Origin of the sequence: Streptomyces sp. WAC05374, assembly GCF_004353505.1 — a bacterium.
Classification (GTDB): Bacteria; Actinomycetota; Actinomycetes; order Streptomycetales; family Streptomycetaceae; genus Streptomyces.
Genome location: NZ_SMNQ01000001.1, coordinates 396833 through 422696, shown reverse-complemented (window position 1 = coordinate 422696; position 25864 = coordinate 396833). Strand labels below are relative to the sequence as shown.

At 73.1% G+C, this 25864-nt stretch carries 21 protein-coding genes and 1 pseudogene; 8 read left to right on the top strand and 14 right to left on the bottom strand.

The genetic code is table 11. The annotated features are described in order from the left end of the window. Window positions 1-9 precede the first annotated feature (9 nt). Complete coding sequence (locus E2B92_RS01975) at window positions 10-1371, bottom strand: phytase (RefSeq protein ID WP_126885496.1); 1362 nt, start codon at window positions 1369-1371, stop codon at window positions 10-12. A gap of 123 nt (window positions 1372-1494) precedes the next feature. Then, entirely contained in the window at window positions 1495-2370 is an 876-nt protein-coding gene (locus E2B92_RS01970; protein ID WP_126885495.1) for an MBL fold metallo-hydrolase, read from the bottom strand. Between the two features lie 326 nt (window positions 2371-2696). On the opposite strand from E2B92_RS01970, the gene E2B92_RS01965 reads away from it, so the two are divergent. After that, on the top strand, window positions 2697-4880 hold the full coding sequence (locus E2B92_RS01965; RefSeq protein WP_126885494.1) for a SpoIIE family protein phosphatase: 2184 nt from the start codon (window positions 2697-2699) through the stop codon (window positions 4878-4880). 60 nt (window positions 4881-4940) lie between these two features. Here E2B92_RS01965 and E2B92_RS01960 read toward each other — a convergent pair whose 3' ends face one another. Continuing rightward, window positions 4941-5453, bottom strand: a complete 513-nt coding sequence (locus tag E2B92_RS01960) for a hypothetical protein (RefSeq protein ID WP_126885493.1) — start codon at window positions 5451-5453, stop codon at window positions 4941-4943. A 133-nt stretch (window positions 5454-5586) separates the two neighbouring features. Between E2B92_RS01960 and E2B92_RS01955 the strand changes: the two genes are divergently transcribed. Together E2B92_RS01955 and E2B92_RS01950 are read left to right on the top strand one after the other, a co-directional pair. After that, on the top strand, window positions 5587-6690 hold the full coding sequence (locus E2B92_RS01955; protein WP_126885492.1) for an AI-2E family transporter: 1104 nt from the start codon (window positions 5587-5589) through the stop codon (window positions 6688-6690). A gap of 374 nt (window positions 6691-7064) precedes the next feature. Continuing rightward, complete coding sequence (locus E2B92_RS01950) at window positions 7065-7355, top strand: hypothetical protein (RefSeq protein WP_126885491.1); 291 nt, start codon at window positions 7065-7067, stop codon at window positions 7353-7355. 124 nt (window positions 7356-7479) lie between these two features. On the opposite strand, the gene E2B92_RS01945 is transcribed toward E2B92_RS01950, so the two are convergent. The 4 genes from E2B92_RS01945 to E2B92_RS01930 form a co-directional block, all read right to left on the bottom strand. After that, window positions 7480-7785: a hypothetical protein gene (locus E2B92_RS01945; RefSeq protein WP_126885490.1), complete on the bottom strand. Its 306-nt coding sequence runs from the start codon at window positions 7783-7785 to the stop codon at window positions 7480-7482. A gap of 122 nt (window positions 7786-7907) precedes the next feature. After that, window positions 7908-8528: an L-threonylcarbamoyladenylate synthase gene (locus E2B92_RS01940; protein ID WP_126885489.1), complete on the bottom strand. Its 621-nt coding sequence runs from the start codon at window positions 8526-8528 to the stop codon at window positions 7908-7910. 59 nt (window positions 8529-8587) lie between these two features. Then, on the bottom strand, window positions 8588-9370 hold the full coding sequence (locus tag E2B92_RS01935; protein WP_126885488.1) for an SGNH/GDSL hydrolase family protein: 783 nt from the start codon (window positions 9368-9370) through the stop codon (window positions 8588-8590). Next, window positions 9357-9971: a PadR family transcriptional regulator gene (locus E2B92_RS01930; protein ID WP_126885487.1), complete on the bottom strand. Its 615-nt coding sequence runs from the start codon at window positions 9969-9971 to the stop codon at window positions 9357-9359. Before E2B92_RS01930 ends, E2B92_RS01935 begins: the two co-directional genes overlap by 14 nt. Before the next feature lie 119 nt (window positions 9972-10090). Here E2B92_RS01930 and E2B92_RS01925 point away from each other — a divergent pair, with 119 nt between their 5' ends. Then, window positions 10091-10546 carry a nuclear transport factor 2 family protein gene (locus E2B92_RS01925; RefSeq protein ID WP_126885486.1) on the top strand — a complete coding sequence of 152 codons (456 nt, stop codon included), beginning with the start codon at window positions 10091-10093 and terminating at the stop codon, window positions 10544-10546. Between the two features lie 89 nt (window positions 10547-10635). On the opposite strand, the gene E2B92_RS01920 is transcribed toward E2B92_RS01925, so the two are convergent. Next, on the bottom strand, window positions 10636-11265 hold the full coding sequence (locus E2B92_RS01920; RefSeq protein ID WP_126885485.1) for a class I SAM-dependent methyltransferase: 630 nt from the start codon (window positions 11263-11265) through the stop codon (window positions 10636-10638). A 36-nt stretch (window positions 11266-11301) separates the two neighbouring features. On the opposite strand from E2B92_RS01920, the pseudogene E2B92_RS01915 reads away from it, so the two are divergent. Continuing rightward, a pseudogene (locus tag E2B92_RS01915) lies at window positions 11302-12213 on the top strand (IS5 family transposase). Here E2B92_RS01915 and E2B92_RS01910 read toward each other — a convergent pair. Then, window positions 12210-15113, bottom strand: a complete 2904-nt coding sequence (locus E2B92_RS01910; protein ID WP_133087362.1) for a tetratricopeptide repeat protein — start codon at window positions 15111-15113, stop codon at window positions 12210-12212. The pseudogene E2B92_RS01915 and the gene E2B92_RS01910 sit on opposite strands and share 4 nt — an antisense overlap. Window positions 15114-15243: 130 nt before the next feature. Between E2B92_RS01910 and E2B92_RS01905 the strand changes: the two genes are divergently transcribed. Beyond that, on the top strand, window positions 15244-16413 hold the full coding sequence (locus tag E2B92_RS01905) for a serine hydrolase domain-containing protein (protein ID WP_126885483.1): 1170 nt from the start codon (window positions 15244-15246) through the stop codon (window positions 16411-16413). 202 nt (window positions 16414-16615) lie between these two features. Continuing rightward, entirely contained in the window at window positions 16616-17563 is a 948-nt protein-coding gene (locus tag E2B92_RS01900) for an alpha/beta hydrolase (protein ID WP_235023643.1), read from the top strand. 69 nt (window positions 17564-17632) lie between these two features. Here the strand turns inward: E2B92_RS01900 and E2B92_RS01895 are convergent, their stop codons facing one another. Beyond that, the gene (locus E2B92_RS01895) at window positions 17633-18649 is read right to left on the bottom strand and encodes a hypothetical protein (RefSeq protein ID WP_126885481.1); all 1017 of its coding nucleotides are present in this window, start codon (window positions 18647-18649) and stop codon (window positions 17633-17635) included. Window positions 18650-18822: 173 nt separating this feature from the next. Beyond that, window positions 18823-19794: a GlxA family transcriptional regulator gene (locus tag E2B92_RS01890; protein ID WP_126885480.1), complete on the bottom strand. Its 972-nt coding sequence runs from the start codon at window positions 19792-19794 to the stop codon at window positions 18823-18825. A 429-nt stretch (window positions 19795-20223) separates the two neighbouring features. Here E2B92_RS01890 and E2B92_RS01885 point away from each other — a divergent pair, with 429 nt between their 5' ends. Beyond that, window positions 20224-20700 carry a hypothetical protein gene (locus E2B92_RS01885; RefSeq protein ID WP_235023642.1) on the top strand — a complete coding sequence of 159 codons (477 nt, stop codon included), beginning with the start codon at window positions 20224-20226 and terminating at the stop codon, window positions 20698-20700. Window positions 20701-20751: 51 nt separating this feature from the next. On the opposite strand, the gene E2B92_RS01880 is transcribed toward E2B92_RS01885, so the two are convergent. From E2B92_RS01880 to E2B92_RS01870, 3 genes are all read right to left on the bottom strand, one after another. Beyond that, entirely contained in the window at window positions 20752-22272 is a 1521-nt protein-coding gene (locus E2B92_RS01880) for a diacylglycerol/lipid kinase family protein (protein WP_126885479.1), read from the bottom strand. Between the two features lie 83 nt (window positions 22273-22355). Continuing rightward, entirely contained in the window at window positions 22356-23663 is a 1308-nt protein-coding gene (locus E2B92_RS01875) for a hypothetical protein (protein ID WP_235023641.1), read from the bottom strand. Next, the gene (locus E2B92_RS01870) at window positions 23660-25807 is read right to left on the bottom strand and encodes a transglycosylase domain-containing protein (protein ID WP_126885478.1); all 2148 of its coding nucleotides are present in this window, start codon (window positions 25805-25807) and stop codon (window positions 23660-23662) included. The genes E2B92_RS01875 and E2B92_RS01870 overlap by 4 nt, the downstream gene beginning before the upstream one ends. Window positions 25808-25864 lie beyond the last annotated feature (57 nt).

Genomic DNA, 25864 nt, shown 5'->3' with positions numbered 1-25864 from the left:
GTCCGCCGCTCAGCCGTCGACGCGGTCCAGGACGTCACCGAGGTCGACGAACGTGAAGTCGGTGCCCTCGCGCCCGCCTTCCACCGGAGAGTCGTGACCGTCCTGGACGACGAGCAGGCCGCGCGGGTACTTCGTGCCGAGCGGTGCGTTGAGGACGGCGGCGCCGTCGCACTCCTCCGAGCCGTCGACGGTTCCGTCGGCCGTGCCGGTGACGCGGAAGCCACCCTCGTACTCGTTGGCGTCCTCCAGCTCACGGTCGTACAGCGCGAAGGTGTCGTCGCCCTGGCTGGAGGCGAGGAGGTAGCCGTCGCCGTCGGCCTCGGTGAGCAGCGTGAGGCCCTCGACGTCGGCCGACAGGCGCGAGCCGCCGAAGCCCGGGTCGGCGCCCGGCACGCACTCCTCGCTCTCCTCGTCGAAGGCCGCCGGTACGCCGTACTCGCGGACGCGGTCGATGAGCTGGGGCGCCGCGCCCGTCAGGTCCGCGCGCACGCGCCAGATGCCGACGTCCTCCTGCCCGGCGTACAGCATGCCGTTGGCCGGGTCGACGACCATGCCCTCCACCTGGGGCAGTTCGCCCGGCTCCCCGCACGGCGTCCACGACGTGCCGTCGGGCAGCCGGAACGAGGACGGCAGGTCCAGGCTGCGGACCTTGCGGTAGGTGACGGTGCCGGCCGGGGTGGGCAGAAGCTCCAGCAACGCGATCGTGGTGCGGTTGCGCCGGCTGACGAGCGCGTACGAGCGGCCGGTGGCGCGGTCGGTCCAGGTGGCGAGGCCGTAGGCGGTGTGCTGGTCGTTGATCTCGTCCTGGCCGGCCGAGAAGACCGGCGGCGCGGCGGGGTCGGTCACGTCGGTGAGCGGCCCGCCGGACCGGCCGGGCGTGATGCGGTGGACACGGAGCCGGTCGTGGCCGCGGTCCGAGGTCACCGCGACGTCGGCGCGGCCCGACGGGAGCCGCAGGCCGTGGACGAGGTCCACGTTGTTGAAGCGGCCGGGTGCGTCGTCCGGCCCGGCGGCCGGGGGAGCGGGCACCGACTGCACCAGGCGGGCGTCGAGGTCGTACACCCGCAGGCCGCCCTCCTTGGCGGTGGCGATGACCAGGCTGCGGCCGGGCTGGGCGGCGTCGCGCCAGATCGCGGGGTCGTCGGCGTCGGCGTTGCCGCCCGGCTCGTCGTCGTACAGCGTGGCGGTCTCCGCGCGGGGCGCGACGCCGGGCAGGGACCGGACGTCACCGGCGGCGCGCGGGTCGGCAGGGCGCGCACCGGTGGAGTGCGCGCCGGAGGGCTGTGCGCCGGCGGGGACGGTGGCGGCGAGCGCTGCCAGGGCCGTACCGAGGACGAACGCGGCCGACCGGACAGGACGGTGCCTGAACACGAGAGAAACCCCTTGCTGTCGGGAGCATGGCAAACCGGTGCCGAGCCTGGAGCGGCTCGGTGACCGGCCGCCCTACGCGGGGTGTGCCTCTCGTGAACTCATCGCGTCGGGGCCCACCGCGGCTCAGGTGGGCGCTCCGGGCGCGGGCGCCTCGGCGGGCATTCCCTCCGGCACCGCCACCGGCCCCGGCGCCGGTCCGCCGGGCTCGAAACCGGCCAGCATGCGTTCCAGCTCCCGCTGGTCGGGGCCCATGAAGGGGTCCGCCCCGGGGGCCGCGCTGATCGAGTCGACCATCCGGGAGGTGAGCCCCGTGGCCACGGGCAGGTGGGTGCTCAGGACGGTCTCCGGGTCCATCTCCCGCAGCGGCCGTACGGTCGCCAGGTACTTGTCGGTGTCCACCGCGTGCACCCAGGGGCTGTCGACGGTGGCCCACAGCAACTGCGCGGCCCGCAACTGCTCGGGAACGAGGCCCCCGGCGTCGTCGCCCTCGGCGAGGTCCGCGCTCGGCATGGGCGCCCCGAAGCAGTCGGAACTGAAACAGGCGCGCGACCGGTCGTCGTAGAAGCCCACCGTCGCCGGGTTGTCGAAGAGCGGCGGCCGGAACGCGGAGAGCGTACGGTCGCCGACGTCCAGCGACTGCCCCGGGTTGAGCAGGAACACCCGCTCCCGCGGCAGCGGCCGCTCGGTGGACATGATCCCCGCACCGATGTAGGTGGTGACGACACGTGCCTGCGGAGCCGCGTCCAGCAGGGCGAACAGACCGCCCGTGTGGTCCCGGTCGGGGTGGGTCAGCCACACCCACCGCACCTCGGCGGGGTCGATCGCCGAACCGAGCACCTCCAGGAAGTTCCGGTCGGGCAATCCGAGGCCGGTGTCCACGACGACCGGCGCCTCGGCGTGCAGGACGAAGGCGTTGACCGGCAGGAAACCGATGCCGGGCACCTCCAGGCAGTCCGCGAGCACACTGATGTCGCGGCCGACTCTGTGCATGGTGGTCATGGTGGAACTCCGAAGCCCCCCAGCGCTGGAGAACGCCCGCGGCCGCCGACGGGAAGCGGCACACCGCCCCCGCGCCGCCTCCCCACCCTTCCATGGTGGTCCGTCCCGTACGCGACCGCACTCCCGCTGCCCGGGCGTCCCGGCGTGGGCCGGGCGGCTCCGGCCGCGGGCTGCCACGGGGCGGGAGGTGCTCCCGCGCGGGGCGCCCCGATCGGTGGCGTTCGACCTCGGGAGCCGGTGGTACTCGGCCCAGCGGCCGTTTCGGGCCCCTCGGCGTGCGCGCGCGCCGGTACGGAGGCACGGTGGCAGCACGGAGAGGAGCGGTCATGGGCGGCGCAGAGGGCACCCCGGCCGACCGTGGCACGGCGGGCGGGGCGGCGACGACGGGTGCGCGCGCGGACCCGGGGGCCGCGGCACCAGAGCCGTCCGCCGGGGCGGCGGGCGGGGGCACGCGCGCGCGTGCGGGCCCGGCCGGAACGGGTGGCGTCGAGCCGTCGACGGCGGAGGGCCTGCTCGACGTCCTCGGGGTCGCGGCGGTGGTGCTGGACGCGGAGGGGCGCATCGTGCTGTGGAGCCCCCAGGCCGAGCGGCTGCTGGGTTACACGGCCGAGGAGGCGCTCGGCCAGTACGCGGCGCACGTCCTGGTCGCCGAGGAGAATCACGATGCGGTCCTCCGCCTCTTCGAGCAGGTGATGAGCAGCGGCGCGTGGGCGGGCGACTTCCCCGTCCGGCACAAGGACGGCACCACACGCCTCCTGGAGTTCCGCAACATGCGGCTCCTGGACGACCGCGGCGACTACTACGCACTCGGCCTCGCCACCGACCGGGCGACCCTGCGCCGGGTGGAGCGGGACCTGGCCCTGTCGGTCCGGCTGGTGGACCAGTCCCCGATCGGTCTGGCCGTACTGGACACCGACCTGCGGTACGTGGGCGTCAACGCCGCCCTGGAGCGGATCGACGGCCTGAGCGCGGAGCGGCACAAGGGCCGCAGGGTCGCGGAACTCCTCCCGTTCGTCGACGCCGAGGCGGCCGAGGAAGCGATGCGGAGCGTCCTGGTGAGCGGCGTACCGGTGCTGGACCGCCAGATGGTGGGCCGTATCCCGGCGGACCCCGGCACCGACCGTGCCTGGTCGGTGTCCCTGTACCGGCTGGAGGACGTCGGCGGCCGGGTCCTGGGTCTCGCCGTCTCGGTGATCGACGTGACCGACCGCTACCGGGCGGCGAGGGAGGCCGAGCGGGCGCGCGACCGCCTGGCCCTGGTGGCCGACGCGTCGGTACGCATCGGCACCACGCTCGACCTGGAGCAGACCGCCCGCGAACTGGCCGACATCGCGGTGCCCGAACTCGCGGACGTCGCCGCGGTCGACCTCCTCGACACCGTGCTGGAAGGGCGCCCCTCCCGGATCCGGGGCGACGGGCCCGCCGTGATCCGCGCCCTCGCCGTGGCGGCCGCCTACCCGACCGTCGCCGTCCAGGCCGCCGACCGACCCGGCGAGCCCGCCCACTACAGCGCCGACCGGCTCGTCACCCAGTGCGTGCGCACCGCGCGGCCGGTCATGGTGGCCGAGGTCGACGACGACGCCCTGTCCTGCATCGCCCGGGACCACCACGCGGCGGATCTCCTCGCCGAGGCCGGGCTCCACTCCTACCTGGCGGTGCCGCTCATCGCCCGGGGCGAAGTGCTGGGCGCCCTCGACCTGAAACGCGCCCGCAACCCGCTGCCGTTCACCGAGGACGACGCCCTGCTCGCGAGCGAGCTCGCCGCCCGCGCGGCGGTGTGCATCGACAACGCCCGCCTCTTCCGTCAGCAGCGGGAGACCGCCCTGACCCTCCAGCGCAGCCTGCTCCCCGAAACACCCCGCCACCTCGTCGGACTGGACGTCGCCTCCCGCTACCAGCCGGCCGGGGCGGGCAGCGAGGTCGGCGGCGACTGGTTCGACATCATCCCCATGGACGGCGGGCGCACCGCACTCGTGGTGGGCGACGTGATGGGCAGCGGCATCAACTCCGCCACCACCATGGGCCGGCTGCGCACCGCGACCCAGACACTCTCCCGGCTGGCCCTCGGACCCGCCGAAGTCCTCCGGCACCTCGACGAGATCACCGCCGGCCTGCAACCGTCCCTCGCCACCTGCGTGTACGCGGTGTACGACCCCCACCGCGGCCAGTGCCGCGTCTGCACCGCCGGCCACCCCCCGCCCGTGCTGATCCGGGCCGACGGCGGTCCCCGGCTGCTCGACCTGCCCACCGGTGCCCCCCTGGGCGTCGGCGGCGTCCCCTTCCACGACGTCACGGCCGAACTCTCCCCGGGCGACCGGCTCGTGCTCTACACCGACGGCCTGGTCGAGACGCGCGACCAGGACATCGACACCCGGCTGGGCCGGCTGCTCGAACTCCTCCGCACCCCGGACCCGTCCCTGGAGGACACCTGCGACCGCCTCCTGCGCGAACTGCGCCACGGCGGCAACCACGACGACGTCGCCCTCCTCGTCGCCCGCGTCCGCCCCTGACCGCCCCACGCCCTGTGGACGGCGTCGTTCCTGTGCCGTTGAGGGCCGCGCCCGCACGGGTCACCGCGCGTCGGAATCACCCGAGCGCAGACGGAACAGCGCGAGGCTGAGGTCCTTCACGGCGAGCCGGGCGGCTTCGGCGTCGTCGCCGTGGTCAATGGCCTCCAGCGCGGCCGCGGCAGCGGTGCGCACCGCGTGCGGCAGTCCGTCGTCGGCGGCGATGCGGTAGGCGACGGTCCGGCGCGCCGACCGCTCACCGGCACAGACACCACCGCCCGTCAGGGGGAACACCGCGGCCTCGTACGTGGCGATGCCCAGGAGCACCGCCTGCGCCAGTCCTTCCGCGTACCCGTGGTCGTGGGCCTCCTTCGCGGCCCCGTCGATCCCGGCGAACACCCGCCTGCGGATGGACCGGCAGCCGAGCAGGACACCCGCGCCGGTCACGGCACCCGCGACCAGCGCGGCGACGGGTCCGCTCACGAGGAGGCCGCCCAGAGCGGCGAGCACGGCGCCGGCGAGCGTCAGTTCCACGGAGATGAGCAGGTGTACGCGGGCGATGGCGCGGGTGTTCATGCCGCGATTATGCCGACCGGACCGACGGGCGCGGCCCGGCGGGCCCGGCGCGGCAGGCACTCCCCAACAGCCCGGCGTTTTCCCGGTCGGCGGCGATTGCGGGGCGTGAACGGCGTACCCATAGGGTGCCCCCATGCCTGCTTCGCTGAGTTCCCGGAAAACCGCTGCCGCGCTGCGCACATCGGCACGCGTCTCCGTCGAATTGCTGTTGGTCCTTGTGGCGGTTTCGGTGGCCCTGTGGCTGCTGGGGCGGATGTGGTCGGTTGTCTGGCCTCTCATAGTGGGCCTGTTCCTCACCACACTGACCTGGCCCGTCGCCCGCTTCCTGCGTCGGCGCGGGTGGCCCCCGGCCCTTGCCGCGTCGGTGGTGACGGTGCTGTTCCTGCTCGTGGTCACGGGAATCGTGGCGCTGATCGCGGTTCCGGTGGCGTCGCAGTCCGGCGAGCTGGCCGACGGTGTGGTCGCCGGCATCCAGCGGCTGCGCGAGTGGGCCGCCGGACCGCCGCTCAACATCGGTGACGACCAGCTCACCGGCGCCTTCGACTCGGCCGTGGCCCGCGTCCAGGACAGCATCGGCAGCATGGTGACCGCCGTGGTCGCGGGAGTGAGCACCGTGGTCAACGGTGTGGTGACCGCGGTCCTGGCGCTCTTCCTGATGTTCTTCTTCCTCAAGGACGGCCCGCGGTTCCTGCCCTGGCTGACCCGGCAGCTCCCCGGACGGCTCGCCACGGACGTCCCGGTCGTGGCCGCGCGCGGTTGGGAGACCCTCGGCGCGTTCGTCCGCTCCCAGGCGTTCGTCGGTCTGCTCGACGCGGTCCTCATCGGCATCGGACTGTGGATCCTCAAGGTCCCGCTGGTACTTCCGCTCGCGGTGCTGACCTTCGTGTCGGCGTTCGTGCCCATCGTCGGCGCCCTCTTCGCCGGGCTCGTCGCGGTGCTCATCGCCCTGGTCTCCAACGGCCTGACGGACGCGCTGATCGTGCTCGCGATCATCGTGGTCGTGCAGCAGCTCGAGGGCAACGTGTTCCAGCCCATGATCCAGAGCCGGGGGCTGGGACTCCACGCGGCGGTGGTCCTCCTGGCGGTCGCCCTGGGCGGCAGCCTGGCCGGCATCGTGGGCAGCCTCCTCGCGGTACCCGCCGCCGCCCTGATCGCGGTGGTCTGGAATTACGTACGCGAGCAGTTGCGGGAACCGGAGGCCGACGAGTCCCCCGCCGAGGCGGCCGTCGCCTCATAGCCCCGGCCCGCCGGGCAACGGGCGGGCATGGCCCCGAAGTTCGACACATATCTATGTTGACCAGTGTCGAAGCAGGTGCCATGCTGGCGCCGCACGCCCTTTCGAGGGGGCGTCATGACGTGTCTGCCGGAACCCCGTGCGCGGAGCCGCTGCCCGGGGTCCCGCGCGGCCGCGCACCGTGACGTCCTCGACGGCACCAGGCGGCCCGCGACCGGCACGGGGGACCGGTCGCGGCCGTCCGGGGCGCTCACGGGCGGCGTGATGGCGGCTCGTCCTTCCGGCCGCCCCCGCGATGCGCACAACGCGAAGGCTCGTGGAAACGGACGTAGGCGGACAAGCCGTGACCGGTGGTTGATTGAGGCGTTGGTCGGGTTATGACCAAGACTCAGCGTCTCCTCACCGCACTCGTCGTCGCCGCCGGTGCCTCCGCCCTGTCGGCCCCCTCCGCCGGAGCGGTCATCGTGCCCGCGCCCGGTCCCCAGGGGCCGTCCCTCCTCAACCGGGTCGACGACCTCGCGTCGATCGCCGTGGCCCCCGAGCACCGGTCCAAGGTGCCCACGGTGACCGAGCAGTTCGGCGGCCTCGACGGGCTCCAGCGTCTGGGCGAGGCGCGGCAGCTCATCGAGCCGGTGGCACCGGTGCTCTGGCTGCTGCCGCTGGGCTAGTGGCGGGCTGGGCGATGCGGGCGGGGAGCGGATCCGGCGACTGCTGCCGCCGGATCCGCCGCGTGGCGGTCGATCCTCGGTCGCAGCAGTCTTCCTCTGGGGCCCAACCTGACGCCAAGGCCGGTCACCTCTGCCAGGGGAGCGCCTCAATCGCCGCGACATCACCCGCCGCCAGCAGTCCGAAGAGCCGAAGAACCTCCTCGCGGGCGACATCGCGCATCTCTCCCGGAGCCATCGCATCCTCGTCCGGGTTCTCCCAGACCAGCAGACCGCCGCTGAAGGCGCTCAGGCACCACCCGCTCTCGTGGGTGAGTGAGACATCGGGATGCTCGTCATCGGCCTGCGCCAGACCGTCGAGCACTCGTCTCATCGTCTTGGGGTCAGGCTCGTCGACCGTCCCACCCGTGACGTCGTACATGAAGTAACGCATGGATCAATTACCTCATGTGGTCCACGGGACACTGCCAGCCCCGGCCACCGTCACAGGGGTGGCCCCCGGCTCGCGCCGGGCTGCTGGTCACGGGGGCGACCCTGGGCCGGCCCCGCGAGTGGCTACTCGAACCGTGCCGGGTCGCCCGCCCCACGGCGTAGGACCTCGGGCTCGCCGCCGGAGAAGTCGACGACCGTGGTCGGTTCGGTGCCGCAGTCGCCCGAGTCGACCACGGCGTCCACCACGTGGTCGAGCCGCTCCTTGATCTCCCACCCCTGTGTCAGGGGCTCCTCCTCGTCCGGCAGGAGGAGGGTGCTGGAGAGGAGCGGCTCACCGAGTTCGGCCAGCAGGGTCTGCGTGACGACGTGGTCGGGGATGCGGACGCCGACGGTCTTCTTCTTCGGGTGGAGGAGCTGGCGGGGCACCTCCTTCGTCGCGGGGAGGATGAAGGTGTAACTGCCCGGCGTCGCCGCCTTGATCGCCCGGAACACGTCGTTGTCGACGTGCACGAACTGGCCCAGTTGCGCGAAGTTCTCGCACACGAGCGTGAAGTGGTGACGGTCGTCGAGGTTGCGGATGGACCTGATCCGGCCGATGCCGTCACGGTTGCCGAGCCGGCACCCCAGGGCGAAACAGGAATCCGTCGGATACGCGACGAGCGCGCCGTCACGGATGAGGTCGACCACGCTGCTGATGGTGCGCCGCTGAGGGTTGTCGGGGTGCACGTCGAAGTACTTCGCCATCCGCCGAGCCTACGGGATTCCGCCACCGGGCGACTGGAACGGGCCGTGGGCGCCGTCCCTCAGGGCCGCGGGTGCAGGGGCAGCAGCTCCGGGCGCTTCGCGGTGCGGGCGTCGCCGGTGGAGCGGCCGCGCAGACGGCGGGCCAGCCAGGGGGCGAGGAAGGCGGCCGCCCAGCGCACTTCGGCCCGGGCGGCGTGCCAGGGCGAGGCGGCCGCCCGGGCGGGCAGGGGGAGCGCCCAGCTTTCGTCGCTGCCGGGCAGGCCGAGCGCGTGGGCCACGGCGGCGGCGATCCGCTCGTGGCCGAGGGGGCCGGCGTGCAGCCGGTCCTCGGTCCACAGCCGTGGGTCGGTGACGACCGCCGACCGGGTGGTGTCGGCCACTGTGACGCCGTGGCGCGCGGCCGCGGCGCCGATGCGGGCGTTCAGTTCGAACACCCGGGACCTGAGCGGCCGGGCGAGTGGTGCGATCCGCCCCACGTCCGGGAACGTGAGCGTCACCACCCGGGCGCCGGCGGCGGTCAGCGCGGCGAACATCTCCTCCACGTGCCCGGCCACCTCCGCGGCGTCGAACCGGGGCCGGAGCAGGTCGTTCACCCCGGCGACCACGGTGGCGACGTCCGGGCGGAGCGCCAGGGCCGGTGCGAGCTGCTCGGCGCGGACCTGTCCCGCGAGCCGACCCCGTACGGCCAGATTGGCGTACCGGAGACCGGGGTCGACGGCCGCGAGGTGCTCGGCGAGCCGGTCGGCCCAGCCCCGCAGACCCACGGTGTCGTCCCCGTCGCCGACCCCTTCCGTCATGCTGTCGCCCAGGGCGACGTACCGCAGGTGGTCACCGCTCGCCACGGCCGGCCTCCCGCCCCTTCGCTGACCGCCCCTGTCCGTGGGGCTCCCGGGCCTGCCGCTTCCGCAGGACGGCCGCGATCCGCAGGCACCAGTCGCGGTGCTCCCGCTCGAAGGACAGGCCGCGCAGGCAGGTGAGGTACGGCCCGATCCGCTCGCCCCGGAGCAGGAATTCGTCCTCGCCGGCGTCGCCCCGCAGGTGCCGCAGCAGCTCGTTCAGCATGCCGATCTTGGCGTCGGCGGCGGCCGCCCGCTCCTCGAGCTGCTCGATCACGGGACCGGTGCCGACGCGGTCGGCGGCCTGGACCTTGACGAGCAGGTCGTCACGGATGAACGACGGCTTGGAGGCCGCCGCCGCGAACCTCTCCAGCTCCGCGCGGCCGGCGTCGGTGACCCGGAACAGGCGCTTGTTGGGCCGGGTCTCCTGGACCACCTCGCGGCCCGCGACGAGCCCCTCCTTCTCCAGCTTGGTCAGCTCGGCGTAGAGCTGCTGGGGCAGGGCGTGCCAGAAGTTCGCGACGCCGATGTCGAACGCCTTCGCCAACTGGTACCCGCTGTACTCGTCGTCCAGCAGCGCCGCCAGGACGGCATGCCGCAAGGCCATCGCGCGGCCCCCTTCCCTTTCGTCGTCCGTCCGCGCATCATACTCAAAAAAGTGAGTAGTCAGTTTTTTGACTATGGACTCGGCAAGGGTGGGCAGGTTTCGGTATGGGAGGAACAACCATGGAGAAGACCGTCGAGCAGTTCCGCGCCGCGGTGGAGGCAGGCGATCTCGCCGCACTGGACGACCTGTTCACCGAGGACATCCGCCTCTACAGCCCGGTGAAGTTCACCCCCTTCGACGGCAAGCCCGCGGTCCTGGGGCTGTTCGGCGTCCTGATGCGCACCTTCGAGGACTTCCGTTACATCGGGCACTTCGAGGGCGAGGCCGAGACCAGTGGCGACGGCCGGGCCGCTGCCGCGGTGATCCTGCCGTTCCGGGCGACCGTGCGGGGCAAGGAGATCCACGGCATCGATCTGCTCCACCCGGACGAGGCGGGCCGGATCAGGGAGTTCACCGTCATGGTGCGGCCCCAGTCCGCCGTACGGGCCCTCGGCGAAGCCGTGCTCGACGGCCTGGTCGCCGACGGCCTCGCCCCCGCGGACCCCGCCCCCGTACCGGCGGGGCCGGGGGACTAGGGCCTGTCTGACAATCTCCGTCGGATCAGCGAGCGCCCGCCTGGCCGGCAGCCCGGAGTGACCACCCGGCGGGCATTGCCGGGCAGGACCTACGAACGGCGGGCCAGCAGGTGGGAGTCGAGGAAACCCCGTTCAGAGGCCGGATCGTGGAGCAGCCGGGCGAAGGGAACAAGCCCGGCATCGGCAAGCAGTTCGGCGAGGCGGTCCGCCGGCCAGCTGTAGGCAGGTGTCACCTTGTGGTCGAACTGGACCGGCTCCGGTCCGTCGGTCCCGAAGAAGGAGATCAGGAGCAGGCCACCCGGAGCCAGGACGCGTCCCTGCTCGGCGAGCAGCTTCGGGAGTTCTCCCGGAGGGGTGTGGATCATCGAGTAGTGGGCCAGTATGCCGCCGAGTACGCCGTCTTCGATCGGCAGGGACTCCATCCGCGCCTCCTGGAAGCGCAGTGCCGGATGGGCCCGCCGGGCGTGATCGACCATGCCAGGGGAGAGGTCGAGTCCGAAGGCGTCCAGGCCCAGTTCGTGCAGCATGGCCGTCAGATGTCCGGGCCCGCACCCGACGTCCGCTGTCTGCAGGTTGCCTGTCGCGCGAACCAGTTCGGCGAAGGTGCCGATCATGGCCCGGGCAAACGGTTGTGTCTCCAGCCGGTCCGCGAACAGTGATGCGTACAGCTCGACGACTCCGTCGTAGGCCGCCCTGGTCTCGTCTTGATGATTCGCCACAGGCGGGACTCTATAGCCGGTCTGATCATTGATCTTGTGGCAGGTCGAGGTGAGCTGACGGATGCGGCGTGGGAGCGAATAGAGCCCTTGTTGCCGAGGGTGGGCGGACACGGTCGTCCGTGGCGTGATCACCGGCAGGTGGTCAACGGGGTGCTGTGGCGGCTGCGGACCGGGGCTCCGTGGCGCGATCTGCCCGAGCGGTACGGCCCCTGGCAGACCGTCTACGAGCGGTTCGCCCGCTGGGAAGCGGACGGGACCTGGGCGAAGCTACTGGAACACGTCCAGGTCCGCGACGACGCAATGGGCCGGGTGGAGTGGACCGTCGCTGTCGACTCCACGATCAACCGATCTCACCAGCACGCGGCCGGCGCCCGTAAAAAGGGGCCGCGTGCGGGGACGAACCGGAAGATCCGGGCCACTCGCAGGCGCGCCAGGCCCTCGGCCGGTCCCGGGGCGGGCTGACCACCAAAGTTCATATCGCCGTCGACGGCCGCGGCCTCCCGCTGTCCATCACCTTCACACCCGGCAACGTCAACGACGCCACCGCCTTCGGCCAGGCCCTCGACAGCATCCGCATCCCGCGCGCCGTTACGGGCCGACCTCACACGACACCGACGCGGGTGCTGGGCGACAAGGCATATTCCAGCCGGGCGATACGCCACCTGCTGCGGCGCCGGGGCATCGTTGCCACGATCCCCGAACGCCGCGACCAGGTGGCCAACCGCCTGCGACGTGGAACCCGCGGCGGCCGCCCACCCGCCTTCGACAAGGAGATCTACCGCGATCGCAACGTGGTCGAACGATGCTTCGCCCGCCTCAAGCAGTTCCGTGCGATCGCGACCAAGTTCGACAAACTCGCCACCCGTTACCGGGCCGGAGTCGTTCTGGCCTCGCTGATCCTCTGGCTTCGCGAAGCAACCAGGTGATCATTTGTCAGACAGGCCCTAGCGGGCGTCGTCGAGGGCGCGGCGGACGCGGTCGGCGGCATCGGCGCGGCCTTCGGCGGCCAGCCGTTCGGCGAGCCGCGAACCGACCGCGTGCCGCAGCCCCGTGATCCCCGGGGGCACGTCCCGGCACCGAGCGAGCACCTCCGCCGCCTCGCCGAACAGGGCCACGGCCTCGTCCAGCCGTGCCCCGCCCGCCTCCGCGCGCACACCCGTGGCGTTGAGCAGGGTGAAGGCGTACCGCGGGGCGATCTCCGGATCGGCCTCCGCCATCCGGCGGCGTACGGCCGCGCACTCGTCCGCCACAGCGACGGCCTCGTCCAGTCGGCGCGTGACCAGCAGCATCGTGCTCAGCGCCCCCAGGGCCTCGGCCAGCGCGTGAGCGTGCGCCTCCGGCTGACGGGCCGCCAGCCGGCGCAGGATCGTCACCCCTTCGTACGCCGCCGACAACCCCTCCCGCGGCTGACCCGCCTGGAGCAACCGGAGGGCGAGCCCGGCCAGCACGTCCGCCAGCTCCGGCTCGTAGACGGCCGGGTTCACGGTGGCGAGCCGCCGGTAGAGGTCCGCCGCCTCCCGCGCCGTGGGAACGCCGTCCTGATGGCCCGTGCGGGCGAGCGCCGCCGCCAGATTGGACAGGGCGTTGGCCAGGGCCGGGGCGTACGCGGACGGCTCCGCCGTAGCGAGCCGGCGCAGGATGGCCACCCCGTCGCGCACCGCCGCCACCGCCTCCCCGGGCCGGCCCGTCTGCCCGTGGCACAGCCCGAGCGTGACCAGCGCCGCCGAGAGGTCCGGCTCGTGCTGCTCCGGGTCCGACGCGGCCAGCGCCCGGTGCAGGCGTACGCACTCCTCGGCCGCGGCCGCCGCCTCCCGCCAGCGGCCCGCACGGGACAGATCGCGCCCCAGGGTGAGCAGGGCGCCCGCCAGTGCGGGCACGAACCGCTCGTCGTGACCGGCCAGCCCGCGCAGCAGCGTGACGGCCTCCTCGGTGACCGCCAGCGCCTCGGCGCGCCGCCCGAGGGAGGCGAGCCGGGTGCCGTACGTCTTGAGCGCCACGGCGAGGTTCGCCTCCACCTCGCGCGCCGACGGAGGATGCGGGATGCGGCGCCGGTCGACCGCCCGTAACGCCGTGACGGCGGCCTCCGCCATGGCCAGGGCCTCCTCCAGCCGCCCCGCGTGGAAGAGCCGGATGCCGTGCTGGTGGTGCTCGATCGCCCGCTCGTTGACGTTCGCGGCACGCGCCAGCCGGTGGGGCAGCAGCCGGCCGCTGACGGCGGCGATGCCCGCGTCCAGGTCGGGGCTCGGCCGGTGGTACGACGGGAAGTGGGCGGCGACGGCCTCCAGGAGCGCGGGCGGGATGTCGTCCAGCGCGGCCAGGGTGCTCAGCGCCGTGGCACCACCGGTGACGGCCAGTTCGGGGGCCGCGTCGAGGAGCGGGAACAGATGCCGGGGCCCCACGTGGGGCCAGTGCTGGGCGGCCGCCGCCAGGAACGTGACGGCACGGGGCGTCCAGCTCGGACTCCCGGCCGCCCCCGACCGCCCCGCAGGCGTACCGGGGGCGGCCCGCAGCAGGGTGCCGACCGTGCGGGCGGCCCACACCTGCGCCGGGTAGTCCGCCTCGTGGCCCGGCAGGGTGAGCGCCAGGAAGTCCTCGCTGAGCCGGTCCGGGTAGAGCGGCTCCAGCACGGTGTCCCGGCCCGGGTCGGCCGGCGGATAGCACACGGCGTGGTCCGCGAGCACCCGCTCGACCGGTAACCGCAGGTCCAGCCCGCCGAGGGCGGCCCGGCCCGCGGCGGGAGCCACCGGGCCGGTGAGGGCGGCGGTGAAGACCGTACGGTTCATGACGTCGGGCGGTGTCACGAACGCCGGACCGGACGGGGCGACCTCGTGGCCCCCGTCGCCGTGGAGCCGCGCCCAGTGCAGGTGCTCCCGGTCCAGGAGGTACCCGGTCAGCCCGGCCAGGTCCGCCGGGGCCCGGCGACCGGAACGGCGGGCGTCCACGGCGACCAGCGCCGCCATGTGCACCGCCAGGGTCAGGCCGAAGTCCGCACCGGTGAGCGCGGCGGGCGGGGCGATCCCGGCGGACGGGACGCCGTACCGGGCCGCGAAACCGTCACGGGCGACGGCGAACATCTCCGCACGCGGGGCCCCGGCACCGGTCGCGTCCGAAAGCACGGAACCGGCGCCGGCCTCGGCTCCGTCGAAGGCCACGGAACCGGCCCCGCCGGGGGAGGTCTCGGACAGGGGCGGCAGGAACTGGGACGACGTGCCCGCACGGCGCTCGGCCACAGCGGCGCGTACGCCGGGCCACGCGTCCTCGCCCCGGGCGAGCAGCAGCACCCGCGCACCGCGCCCGCCGGGGCGATCCAGCAGCGCGTTGCCCAACAGCAGCAGCAGGTGCGACAGGGGCCAGCGGTCGGCATAGTCCACGATCAGCAGCGTGCCGCGCTCCGGCGCCGCCCCCGCCCTGAGGTCCTGGCTCCCCGGAGGCGGCAGGACGGTGCCCGGACCATGCGTCGCGGTGACGACCAGCCACCCGTCGCCCGCCGCCTCCTGCGCGAAGTGCTCGGCCAGCCGCGTCTTCCCCTGGCCACCCGGCGCGTGCAGCCACCGCACGGCCAACCCGGCACCCTCGTCCCGCCAACGCCGCAGCGACGCCAACTCGGCCGTACGCCCGGTGAACTCCACCACCTGGAAACGGGCGTTGAGCATCCGGCTCGGCACCTCGCACAGGAACGCGTCGTCGGGCCTGCGACCCGGTGCCCAGCGCTGGAGCAGGTACACCGGCACACCGTCGCCGAAGACATGGACGTCCGCCCCGATCACACCGTAGGCGAAGCCGCTCTCGGCGCGCACCGACTGCCTCACGAGCACCCCCTCGCACACGAGAACGACCCGGGTGGTCACCGTCGCGCAAGCGTACGCGCCACCCCCTCCGACGGACCGGCGATGATCGAAAATCATTACCCCGTTGTCCACTTGGCCGGATGGGAAGGCTGTCGCGCACCACAGGACGACCCGATCAGGGAGCGACGGCATGACAACGGCGGACGTGCACGGCATCTGTGCACCCGGATTCGAGGGCGTACGGGAGGAGTTCGCCCGCTGCTTCACCGAACGCGGCGACATCGGCGCGGCGGTGCGCGCCACCGTGGACGGTGAGACCGTCGTCGACCTGTGGGGCGGCACCGCCGACGCCGAGGGCCTCCGGCCGTGGCGGCGCGACACCCTGGTGACCGTCTACTCGACCACCAAGGGGCTCACCGCCCTCTGCGCCCATGTGCTCGCCGACCGTGGCGCACTCGACCTCGACGCCCCCGTGGCGGCCTACTGGCCCGAGTTCGCCCAGGAGGGCAAGGCGGACATCCCCGTACGCTGGCTGCTCGGCCACCGCGCCGGACTGATCGCCCCGAGGGAGCCGCTCACGGTCGAGGAGGTCCACGACTGGGACCGGGCCTGCGCAGCGATCGCCGCCACCAGACCGTGGTGGGAGCCGGGAACGGCGGCGGGATACCACGGCATGACGTTCGGCTTCCTGGTCGGCGAGGTCGTACGGCGCGTCTCGGGGCAGTCCCTCGGCACCTTCCTGCGCACCGAGATCGCCCAACCCCTCGGCGTCGACCTGTTCATCGGCACTCCCGCGTCCGAGCACGGCCGGTGCGCCGACATGGTCGGGCACCCGGACCTCTCGCGGGTGGCGGACACCGTCCCGGGTGCGCCCCGGCCGCCGGTGACCTCCATGGACGCGCACCCCATGGCACCGGTCGTCCTGGCACTCGGCCACATGCCCTTCGGCGAGGTCAACAGCGCGGCCTTCCGCAGCGCCGAGATACCGGCCACCAACGCCTTCGCCACGGCCCGGGGGCTCGCCGCCGTCTACGGGGCGCTGGCCAACGGCACGCTCGTGGGGGAGGGGACCCTGGAGGCCCTGCGGACCCGGCAGGGCGCGCCCGGCGACCCGGACCTCGTGCTGGGCGACGGAGGCGCGTGGGCGCTGGGCTTCAAGCTCAACGAGGGCGGCGCCGGCCCCAATCCACGGGCGTTCGGGCACGCGGGCGCGGGCGGCTCGTACGCGTTCGCCGACCCCGAGAACCGGGTCTCGTACGCGTACACCATGAACAGGTACGTGAACGGTGGCACCGACGACGACCGGCGCAGCGACAGCCTCGTCCGGGCCCTGTACGCGGCGCTCGGACAGCGGCCCTGACCGCGCGTGCCCGGCGGGCGACGGCACCGTGTGGCCGGAATCCGGTGATCAGTGCGGAGCCCGCTCGTAGATTCGCCCCATGACTGAGGCGAACAACGCAACGGACACGGGGTCGGAGACAGGGTCGCGGACGGGGAGGGGGGCGCAGACGCCGGCGTCCGGAGGGAGTGGTCGCTCGCGTCGTACGGTCCTGAGGGCCGCCGTGGCCGGTGCCGGCGCAGTCGCCTCGGTGGGCGCGGCGACCACGGCGACCGTGGCGGCGTCCACGGAGGGCGCCGCCGACCGCAGGCGCCACCGTTCCGCCTCGCCCACCTTCGTCCTGGTGCACGGCTCCGGCAGCAACTCCTATGGCTGGTCACCCCTCGTGGGCGAACTGGCCCTGCGCGGACACCGCTCCGTCGCCGTGGACCTGCCCGGGCACGGCCCCGGCGCGTACTTCCCGCTCTCCTACCAGGCACCCCAGGACCTGGAGCGGCTGAGCACCGAGCCCTCCCCGCTCGGCGAGGTGACCCTGGCCGACTTCGCCGAGCACGTGACCGGCGTGGTACGGCGGGCCCACCGCAACGGTCCGGTGGTGCTCGTGGGCCAGAGCATGGGCGGCGCCACCCTCAACGCCGTGGCGAACCAGGTCCCGGAGCTGCTCGCACACCTGGTCTACGCGTCCGCCTTCTGCCCGGCGAAGACGGCCACCGTGATGCAACTGATGCTGTCCACCGAGGGCCTCACCAGCGTCCTGCTCCGGCTGACCGGCGTCCCCACTCCACGGGAGCTGGGTGTCAACCGCGTCAACTGGCGCAGCAACGACCCTGGCTTCTTCCGGACGGCCAAGGAGGCGCTCGCCGGCGGCTACCCGGACGACGAGGTCCGCGCGCTGCTCAACATCCTGGAGCCGGACGAGTCGGCCGCCGTCGCGGAAGCCGACGCGCGCGGCCTGCCCGAGCGGTGGGGCCGGGTCCCGCGGACGTTCCTGCGGTTCACCGAGGACCGCGCGATCCCCCTCGCCCTCCAGGACCGGATGATCCGCGAGGCCGACGAGCTGACCCCGGGGAACCGCTTCCGCGTACGCTCCCTCGCGGCACCGCACATCGGCCCCCGCGACCCCGCCCTGCTCGCCGACGAACTGGAACGCGTCGCGCGCCTCTGCTCCTGAGGCGGAGTCACCACACGCCCCCCGGCAACCCCCAGGTTGCCGGGGCGGAGCCGCGTGGCGGCCGGGGGTTCAGGCGGCGGGCGCCTGGTACAGGCCGCGGCCCGCACGGCGGGCACGGGAGGTGGCCACCAGACGGTCGAGGGTGCTGCGTACGGTGTTGATGGCGCCGGTGGAGTCGTCGCGGCCGAGCTCCTTGGCGACGTCCCGGGCGCGCAGGGGAGTGTCACCACTGCGGGCGAGCACGGCCGCGACCTGATCGGTGAGCCCGGCGGTGTCCTGCCCGGCGGCGGAGGAGGCGCTGCCGGCCGCCTTCTCGTCCTTCTGGTCCTTGGCGGCCTTGGTGACCTTCTGGGTGCTGGTGGCCTTGGCCGTCTTCGCGGCCTTGGCGGTCCCCGTGGCCTTCGGGGTCTGCGCCGTGGTCGTGGTCTTGGCCTTGGCGGTCTTCGCCGTGGTCGTGGCCTTGGTGGTCCGCGTCGCCTTCACGGCGCCCGACTTCTTGGCGGGGCGGGACGTGGCCGTCTTGGCGGCCCGCGCGGGCTTCTTGGCGGCGGGCTTCTTGGCGGTGCTCTTGCGCGCGGTGGTGGCGGTGCTGCGAGGCGTGCGCTGTGCCGGGACCTCCTTCGCGGGAGCCTCCTGCGCCGGGGTCTTCGGAGCCTCCTGCGCGGGGGTCTCCTGCGCGGGGGTCTCCTGTGCGGGGGTCTCCTGTGCGGCGGCCGGGTTCGCGTCGGCCGCCGGCTCCTGTGCGGCGGCCGGCTCCGTCTCGGTGTTGGATTCCGTCCCGGTGTTGGATTCCGTCACGGCCGCGGGCTCCGCCGTCGCGTCCGGCTCCGGAGCCGTCGTCGGCTCCTCTTCCACGGGGGTCCCGGCGGCGGGGGCCACGGGCTCCTCGGCGCGCGGTGCGGGGACGGCCACGGTGGACAGCGCCTTCAGCGCGGTGAGCGCACCACGGACGGATTCGAGCCGTTCCGTGACGGCCGCGAGGTCCTTCTCCAGTGCCTGCTGCTGCTGCTCGAGTTGGGGCAGCTCCTCCATCAGCAGAGCGGTGGTCGCCTCGATGCTGCTTGCTGCGGTTGCCTGTGCGGGCATGTGTCCTCCTGCGGGCCGTTGGCGTATGTGAAGGATGCGGACTGAGCCGAAGGGTACGGCTGCCGTGTTGTGTCAAGCAAACAAGGTCCCTCACTCGCCTTACGGACGCGGGACACATGAATGCGGTGGTGCCCCGGGTCTCCCACTGCTCTCCCGGACACAACTGTTGTGCTTCACAAGCGCGTTGTGTTCAGCACGGCCGTCGACTGCGTGGCCCGGTAACGGGACGGGGAAACCCCGTACCGGCCGGTGAACGCCTGGCGCAGTGATTCCACGGTGCCGAACCCGCAGCGGGCGGCCACGCTCGCCATGGGCAGCTCCGTCGACGCCAGGAGCTGTGCGGCGGCCTCGGTGCGGGCCTGGCGGACGAACCGGCCCGGCGACTGCCCGAGGTGCTCGGTGAACAACCGTGTGAGGTGACGCGGTGTCACCCCGGCCCGGGCGGCGAGCGCCGTCGTGCCGAGGTCGTGGTCAGGGTGGGCGGTGATGTGTTCGACGAGCTCGCGCACCAGCTCGTTGCGGGGTGGCGGAGCGGAGGTGAACAGGCTCATCTGTGCTTGGTTTCCGGGGCGTTGGAGGTACACGACCAGGCCGCGGGCCACCTTGCGGGCCAGTTCGGGTCCGTGGTCCTCCTCGATGAAGGCGAGCGTGAGGTCCAGGGCGCTGGTGACACCCGCGGCCGTGTAGACGTTCCCGTCACGAACGTAGATGGGAGCCGGGTCCATGGTGACGCCCGGATAGCGGGCGGCGATCTGTGGCGCGTACCGCCAGTGCGTGGTGGCGCGGCGACCTTCCAGCAGCCCGGCGGCGGCCAGCACACCCGCTCCCGTGCACACGGACGCCACCCGCCTGCTCTCCCTGGCCAGTCGCCGGACGTGTCCCACGAGGCGGGGGTCGTCCGCCGCCCGCTCGAACCCGGTGCCGCCCGAGACGATCAGTGTGTCCACGGGGCCGACGAGCCGTTCGAGGGACTGCTGACTGCCCAGGCTCAGCCCCGAGTCGCAGACGATCGGACCACCACTGGGCCCGACCACGATCACCCGGTAGGGCACGGCCGGGGCGCCGATGGTGTTGGCCATCGCCAGGCTCGTGGTCACGCACGCGATGTCCAGCAACTCGGCCGCCGCGTATCCGACCACCACCATCAGCCGCTCCGCCCGCGGCCGTTCCGGCCCCGGCTGTTGTGCCGTCTCCTGTTGTGCCGCTTCCTGTTGTGCCGCAGGCCGGTCCGCCGCAGGCTGGTCCGCCCCCGGCTGGTCCGCCCTCGGCCGTTGTGCCCCCGGCCGTTGTGCCGCGGGCCGTTGTGCCTCCGGCCGTTGTGCCGCGGGCTCGTCCGTCGTGGGACGTTCCCTTGGGTGCCGTCGCGCCGAAGGCCGTTTCGCCGTACGCCCCGTGAGCCGTTCCGCCATGGGCGCGACCCTATGCCGGAAGGACAGGTACCCCAAGGTGCCGGACATGGATTGTGCCGACGCGCGCGCCGGCAGCCACCGGGCCGGACACTGGAGCCGGGCACCACCCCCGTGACGTCCGCCGCCCCTCGCCCACCACTCGACCTTCAGCACCCGGGAGACGCCATGATGATCAGGGACAGCCAGGCCGGCCAGGACGGCCCGACCACCCGTGCCCAGACCCCGCCTTCCGGGGCGGCAGGCGTTTTCGCCGCCGTCGTGCACCGGTGGCCCACGGTGCTGGCGCTCGCCCTGGTCGTCGCGACCTTCTTCGACGGCGTGCCGCCCCTGGGCCTCCTGGCGGGCCTCCTCGTCATCATGCCGCTGTGCTACCTGGTCTTCGGAGCACTGCGCGGCGAACTGCGACGGCCCGGAGTGCTCCCTCTCCAGCTCGCCGGGCTCGTCGGCTTCGTGGCCGTGGCGCTGATCGCCCTGGCCATCGACGACACCCTGGGCCGTTACTTCCTGGCCACCGGCTGGCTGGCCCACGGCGTCTGGGACTTCGCGCACCACCGGGCGGACCGGGTCGTGCCCCGGGCATGGTCGGAGTGGTGCTGCGTCGTCGACGCCTTCGGCGCCGTGGCGATCGTCGTCATGGCCTGAGGCCGACCGGCACGCAAGGGGAACGCCACGCCACCCGGTGCCCGGGAGCCGTCACCGGCCGGTCCGGTGCACCTTGCCCGCCGGGCGGCCCGTCACCGCCGTACGGCCCACCGCCGCGGCCAGTTTGCGCAGACGGCGCCAGTCGAGCCGGGGCTGCGCCTGCGGAACCCCGGGCCGCTGCCGGGGCACCCGGACACGCAACGCCCGCGGTGCGATGGTGCAGCGGACGGGGGCGGGCAGGACCAGCGCCTCACCGTCGATGCCGACCTCGATGGCCGGACGGTCGGCGTCGACGACCACCTCACGGGCCGTCAGCACTGTCAGCCCGCCCGCCTCCGGGTCGAGGAGGAGCGCCGCCGCCTCCGCGGCGCTGTCCACACGGACGCCCAGGACACCGAGCACGCCGGAGTCCAGCCGCTCACGGCGGCCGAGCCCCGTCGGGTCGTCCCGGCGGTAGGGGTTGTTGCTGACGAGCACCGCCTGCGGGTCGCTGAGCGTCGTGCCCCCGGCACGGGCGGTCAGCCGCGGCCCGCTCTGCCGGGTGAGCAGGTCGGGCAACAGATCAAGGGCCGTGCCCACCTTGTCCTCCCGGTAGGCGGGACTCTGCACCACCGACCCGTACACACCGAAGGAGACGTTGTTGACGAACGGGCGCCCGCCCGCGAAGCCGAGGTCCACATGGAGCTCCACCCCGTCGGTGAGCGCGTCCAGGCACGCCGCCGGATCGTCGCGGTCCAGGCCCAGGTCCATGGCGAAGTGGTTGCGGGTGCCCGCCGAGATCACCAGGAACGGCAGTCCGTGCTCGGCGGCGACCGCGGCCACCAGTGCCTGCGTGCCGTCACCACCCGCGACCCCCAGGAGGTCCGCGCCGTCCGCCACCGCCCGCCGGGCCAGCTCCGTGACGTCCCGGGGCTTCTCCGGATCGAGCAGCACCACATGGGCGCCCAGCCGCTCGGCCTTCTCCTTGAGGGCGAACCGCTCCACCTTGGCGCCGCCCGAGTGCGGGTTCATCACGAGGAACGGCCGCCGTGGTGGCGGAGTGCGGTGCTCCTTCACCCGGACGGGGCGCAGACCGGTGCTGCGCAGTGCGTACCGGCCGGTCCAGACGGCGATGACCCACAGCGCGAGCGAGACCATGACCACCCACAGCAGGTTGGCGGCCGCGAACATGGTGATGACGGCCACGGGCGCCGCCACCGCGAGTGCCGCGGCGGCCACGCGTGCCGTGCCGCGCCGCGTCAGCGTCCACCACAGGCCCGCCACCGTGACGGACATGCCCGCCGCCCCGGCCAGGAGCAGCAGCACGCCGCCGACGCCCCCGGCCAGCAGCGGCAGCAGCGCCGCCAGTGTCACCGCGCCCAGCGACGCCCTGGCCGACCACCGCTGCCCGCGGTGCGCCCGCCCGTCGACGTCCCACCCGGTTCCGTACGCGCCCCCGGCTCCGCCTCCGGTCCGGTACGCGCCCCCGGCACCGTTTCCGGCCCCGGTTCCGTACACGCCCCCGGCTCCGCCTCCGGTTTCCGGCTTGTAGCCGTCGCCGGCCGTGTCCCCGCCCGTGTCCCCGACCCCCATGGGTCCTCCCCTCGTCCGCGGACATCGTAGGAGGCCCGGGCGGGTCGCGGACTGTGTCGCGCCCGCCCGGGGCGGACCGTGGCTCACCTGCCCGCGGACGACCAGTCGGCGGGCTGTGCGGGGTCGAGCGTGCGCCACCGCGCCAGAACCTCCGGGTCCTGGGCGTCCAGCCAGTCGGTCAGTTCACGGAAGGAGACGCAGCGGACCTCCTTGCGCGGGCAGACGCTCCGCATCACGTCCTCCACGGCGTCCATGTATATGCCGCCGTTCCAGTTCTCGAAGTGGTTGCCGACGAACATGGGAGCGCGGCTGCCGTGAAATACCCGTTCGAAGCCGGCGAGGTAGGAGTCGCGGGTCTGCGCACGCCAGGTGGCGTACTTCGCGGGATCGCCCTCGGTGAGGCCCCGGGACTGGTTGTAGAGGTAGTTGAAGTCCATGGACAGCACCTGGAAGTCCTTGCCCGGGAACGGCAGCATCTGGAGCGGCAGGTCCCACACCCCGTCCTTCTTCGACGGCCAGATCTGGAAGTCTCCCGAGGAACTCGCGTCGTAGCGCCAGCCGAAGGGCTTGGACGCCGGTATGAGCGTCTTCTGCCCCTCGAGACAGGGCGCCCGCCCACCGGTGACCTCACGGGTGGGGTCGAACGGCAGCGGGTCGAGGTCGGTGAAGCCGGTGTTCGTCTTCCAGTTCTGCACGAAGGAGTAGAACTGGTCGATCTCACTGGTCCACTCGGCCGTGCTCCAGTCCCCGCCTCCCTTGGCCCCGCAGAAGTGGCCGTTGAAGTGCGAACCGATCTCGTGCCCCTCCTTCCACGCCTTGCCGAGCTGATCGAGGGTGGTGCGGATGTGCTCGCGGGTGGGGTAGGAGATCGCCGCGGCCCCGGTACCGTGCTGCGGCGGCCGGTAGAGGTTCTTCTTCTCCTGCGGCAGGAGGTAGATGCCGGTGAGGAAGAAGGTCATGTGGGCGCCGCTCTCCCGCGCGACGCGGCGGAAGCGGGAGAACAGCCGGTCGTCGCCCTCCAGAGCACCGTCCCAGGAGAAGACGACGAACTGGGGCGGTCGCTGCCCCGCTTTGAGCCGCTCGGGCTTCAACTGCCCCGGCTGGGGGCCGGTGTAGGAGGTGGAGCCGTCGCCCAGGATCCTGACGCGGCCGTCCCACTTCTCGTCGGCCTCCTTGCCCTGCCGGCGCTTCTGCCCGGCCGAGGTACGTGGTGCCGGTGCGGAGCTCCGGTCGGTCGGGGCCGCCAGGCCGTCGTCGGCCTCGCGACCGTCCGTCACCAGGGGGAGCAGGCTCGCGCCGGTGGCGATGAGCACGGCGGCGACACCGAGGGCGACGCCGCGGGTGGTCGCGCGCTCGCGCAGACGCCGCAGCGCCGGGCTGTTGCGGATCATCGTGTCTTTCCCCCACTGTGTGACGCGGCACGGCCCGCGGTGCCGTTCGCGCCGGCCGTCGCGTGCGTGTACTGGTTCCAGATCCGGGCCGGGTGGTCGGACCCGGCCGTGGAGTCGCCTCCAAGGCCCCGGAGGGGCAGGGGGGCGAGGCTCTTGGTGAGGTCCATGCGGTAGACGACGACGGCCGTGGCTTCGGCCGGCGTGTACCCGGCGTACCAGCGTGCGGTGTCGTCCCGGGTGCCTCCGGCCCTGCCGGCGATCGTGCCGTCGACGGCGGTGCCATCGGCGGCGGTGTCACCGTTGGCACCGCCGTCGGTGGCGGTGCCGTCCGCTCCGGTCCGTCCGTCGCTCGTGCCCCGGGCAAGGGCGTCGGTGACCTGCTCGGCGACCGTGGGGCTGATGGCGCGCTGCCTGCGGGGCGTGGCCAGGGGGACCGGTTCGCCCTTGTGCGTCACGCGCAGCACCGAGTAGGGCTCCGTGTGGGTGCCCTGGGCGGCGAACATGCTGTACGCGCTGGCCATGCGGATGGCGCTCGGCGTGGAGTTGCCGAGGGCGAAGTCGGGCACCGGGGGGCCGAAGCTGGAGGCGAGCAGCCCGGCGGCCTGCGCGGTGCGGCGCACCTGATCGAGACCGACGTCCATGCCGAGCTGGAGGAAGGGAGCGTCCGCCGACTCGGCCAGGGCGCGGCGCAGGCTGACGCGTCCGTGGGAACGGCCGTCCAGGTTGGTGCCCTTGACCATTTTTCCGGCGCGGTCCCAGTAGGGCCCCTCGGGGGTCCTCAGGGGTACGCCGTTGTCGCCGTCGTAGACGGTCGTGGGTGTGACGGGGGTGCGGGGGCCGCCGCGCTCCCGCCGGACGCCGTGTTCGAGGGCGGCGGCGTAGACGAACGGGGTGAAGACGGTGCCGGCCGGGACGGTGGCGGCGTTGGACTCGTTGAACGCCTGCTTCTGGTAGTCGGGTCCGCCGTGGACGGCGAGTATGCGGCCGTCGGGCGCGACGGAGGCGGCTCCGAACCGGGCGAACCGGTCCGCCGCGCGCTGCTTGGGGTCGAGTGCGGCGCGTGCGTCGTTGACGGCCTTGGTGAGGGCGGTCGTGCGGGGCTTCTCGAAGGTCGTGTAGACCTGGTAGCCCCCGAGGTCGAATTGCGCGTCGCTGATGCGTCCCGCGCGCTTCGCGTACGTCTCCGCCAGCTCGACGAGATAGCCGCTCTGCCCGCCCGCGCTGCTGGGCCTGGTCGGCACCCTGGGCTCGGGGAAGGTGGTGTAACGGGCACGCTCTTCGGCGGAGAGCCTGCCGATCTCGACCATCCGGTCCAGGGTCCAGGCCCACCGCTCGACGGCGCGTTCGCGATTGGCGCGCGAGAGGGCAGGGTCGTAGAGCGAGGCGCCTTTGAGGAGGGCGGCGAGGAAGGCCCCCTCACTGGCGTTGAGCTGGGTGACGTCCTTGCCGTAGTACGCCTGGGAGGCGCGTTGCAGGCCGTACGTGCCCCGCCCGAACCAACTGGTGTTGAGGTAGTCCTCGAGAATCCGGTCCTTGCTGTGGTGCCGGTCGACCTTGATGGCGAGCAGCACCTCGGTGAACTTGCGGGAGAACGAACGGTCCTGGCTGAGGTAGACGTTCTTGACGTACTGCTGGGTGATGGTGGACCCGCCTTGGGTGTCGCCGTCGCCGATCGTCTTCCACAGGGCCCGCGTCACTCCGCTCGCCGAGACGCCGGGGTCGGAGTAGAAGTTGGCGTTCTCGGCCGCGAGCACCGCCCACCGGACGTCCTCGGGGATCTTCTCGAGGGGCATCTCCTGGCGTCTCACCCAGCCGGTGCGGGCCATCGGCGAGCCGTCGGCCCAGTAGTACACGTTGTCCTGCTGGGTGGCGAAACCGTTGAGGTCCTCCGGGATCTCGGTACGTATGTACGCGATGGTGACGACGCCCACGAGCGCCGCGACACCCGTGAATAACGCGGCCAGGGTCTGGCGCCAGGACGGGACCCACCGGCGCCAGCCGCTCCTGCCGGAGCGCGGGTAGTCCGGCCTGCCCAGCCGTCGCCGGGCACGTGGTCGGGCTCGTCGGCCGCGGGCCCTGGTCAGGGGTCTCGTGGCGGCACGGAGCGCGTCCGCGACTCTTCTGTGGTCGATCTGCTTGGTCATCCCCGTCCAGCCATGAGTTGCGGCCCGGGCCCTCGGCAGCCGAGAGCCCGGGCCGGC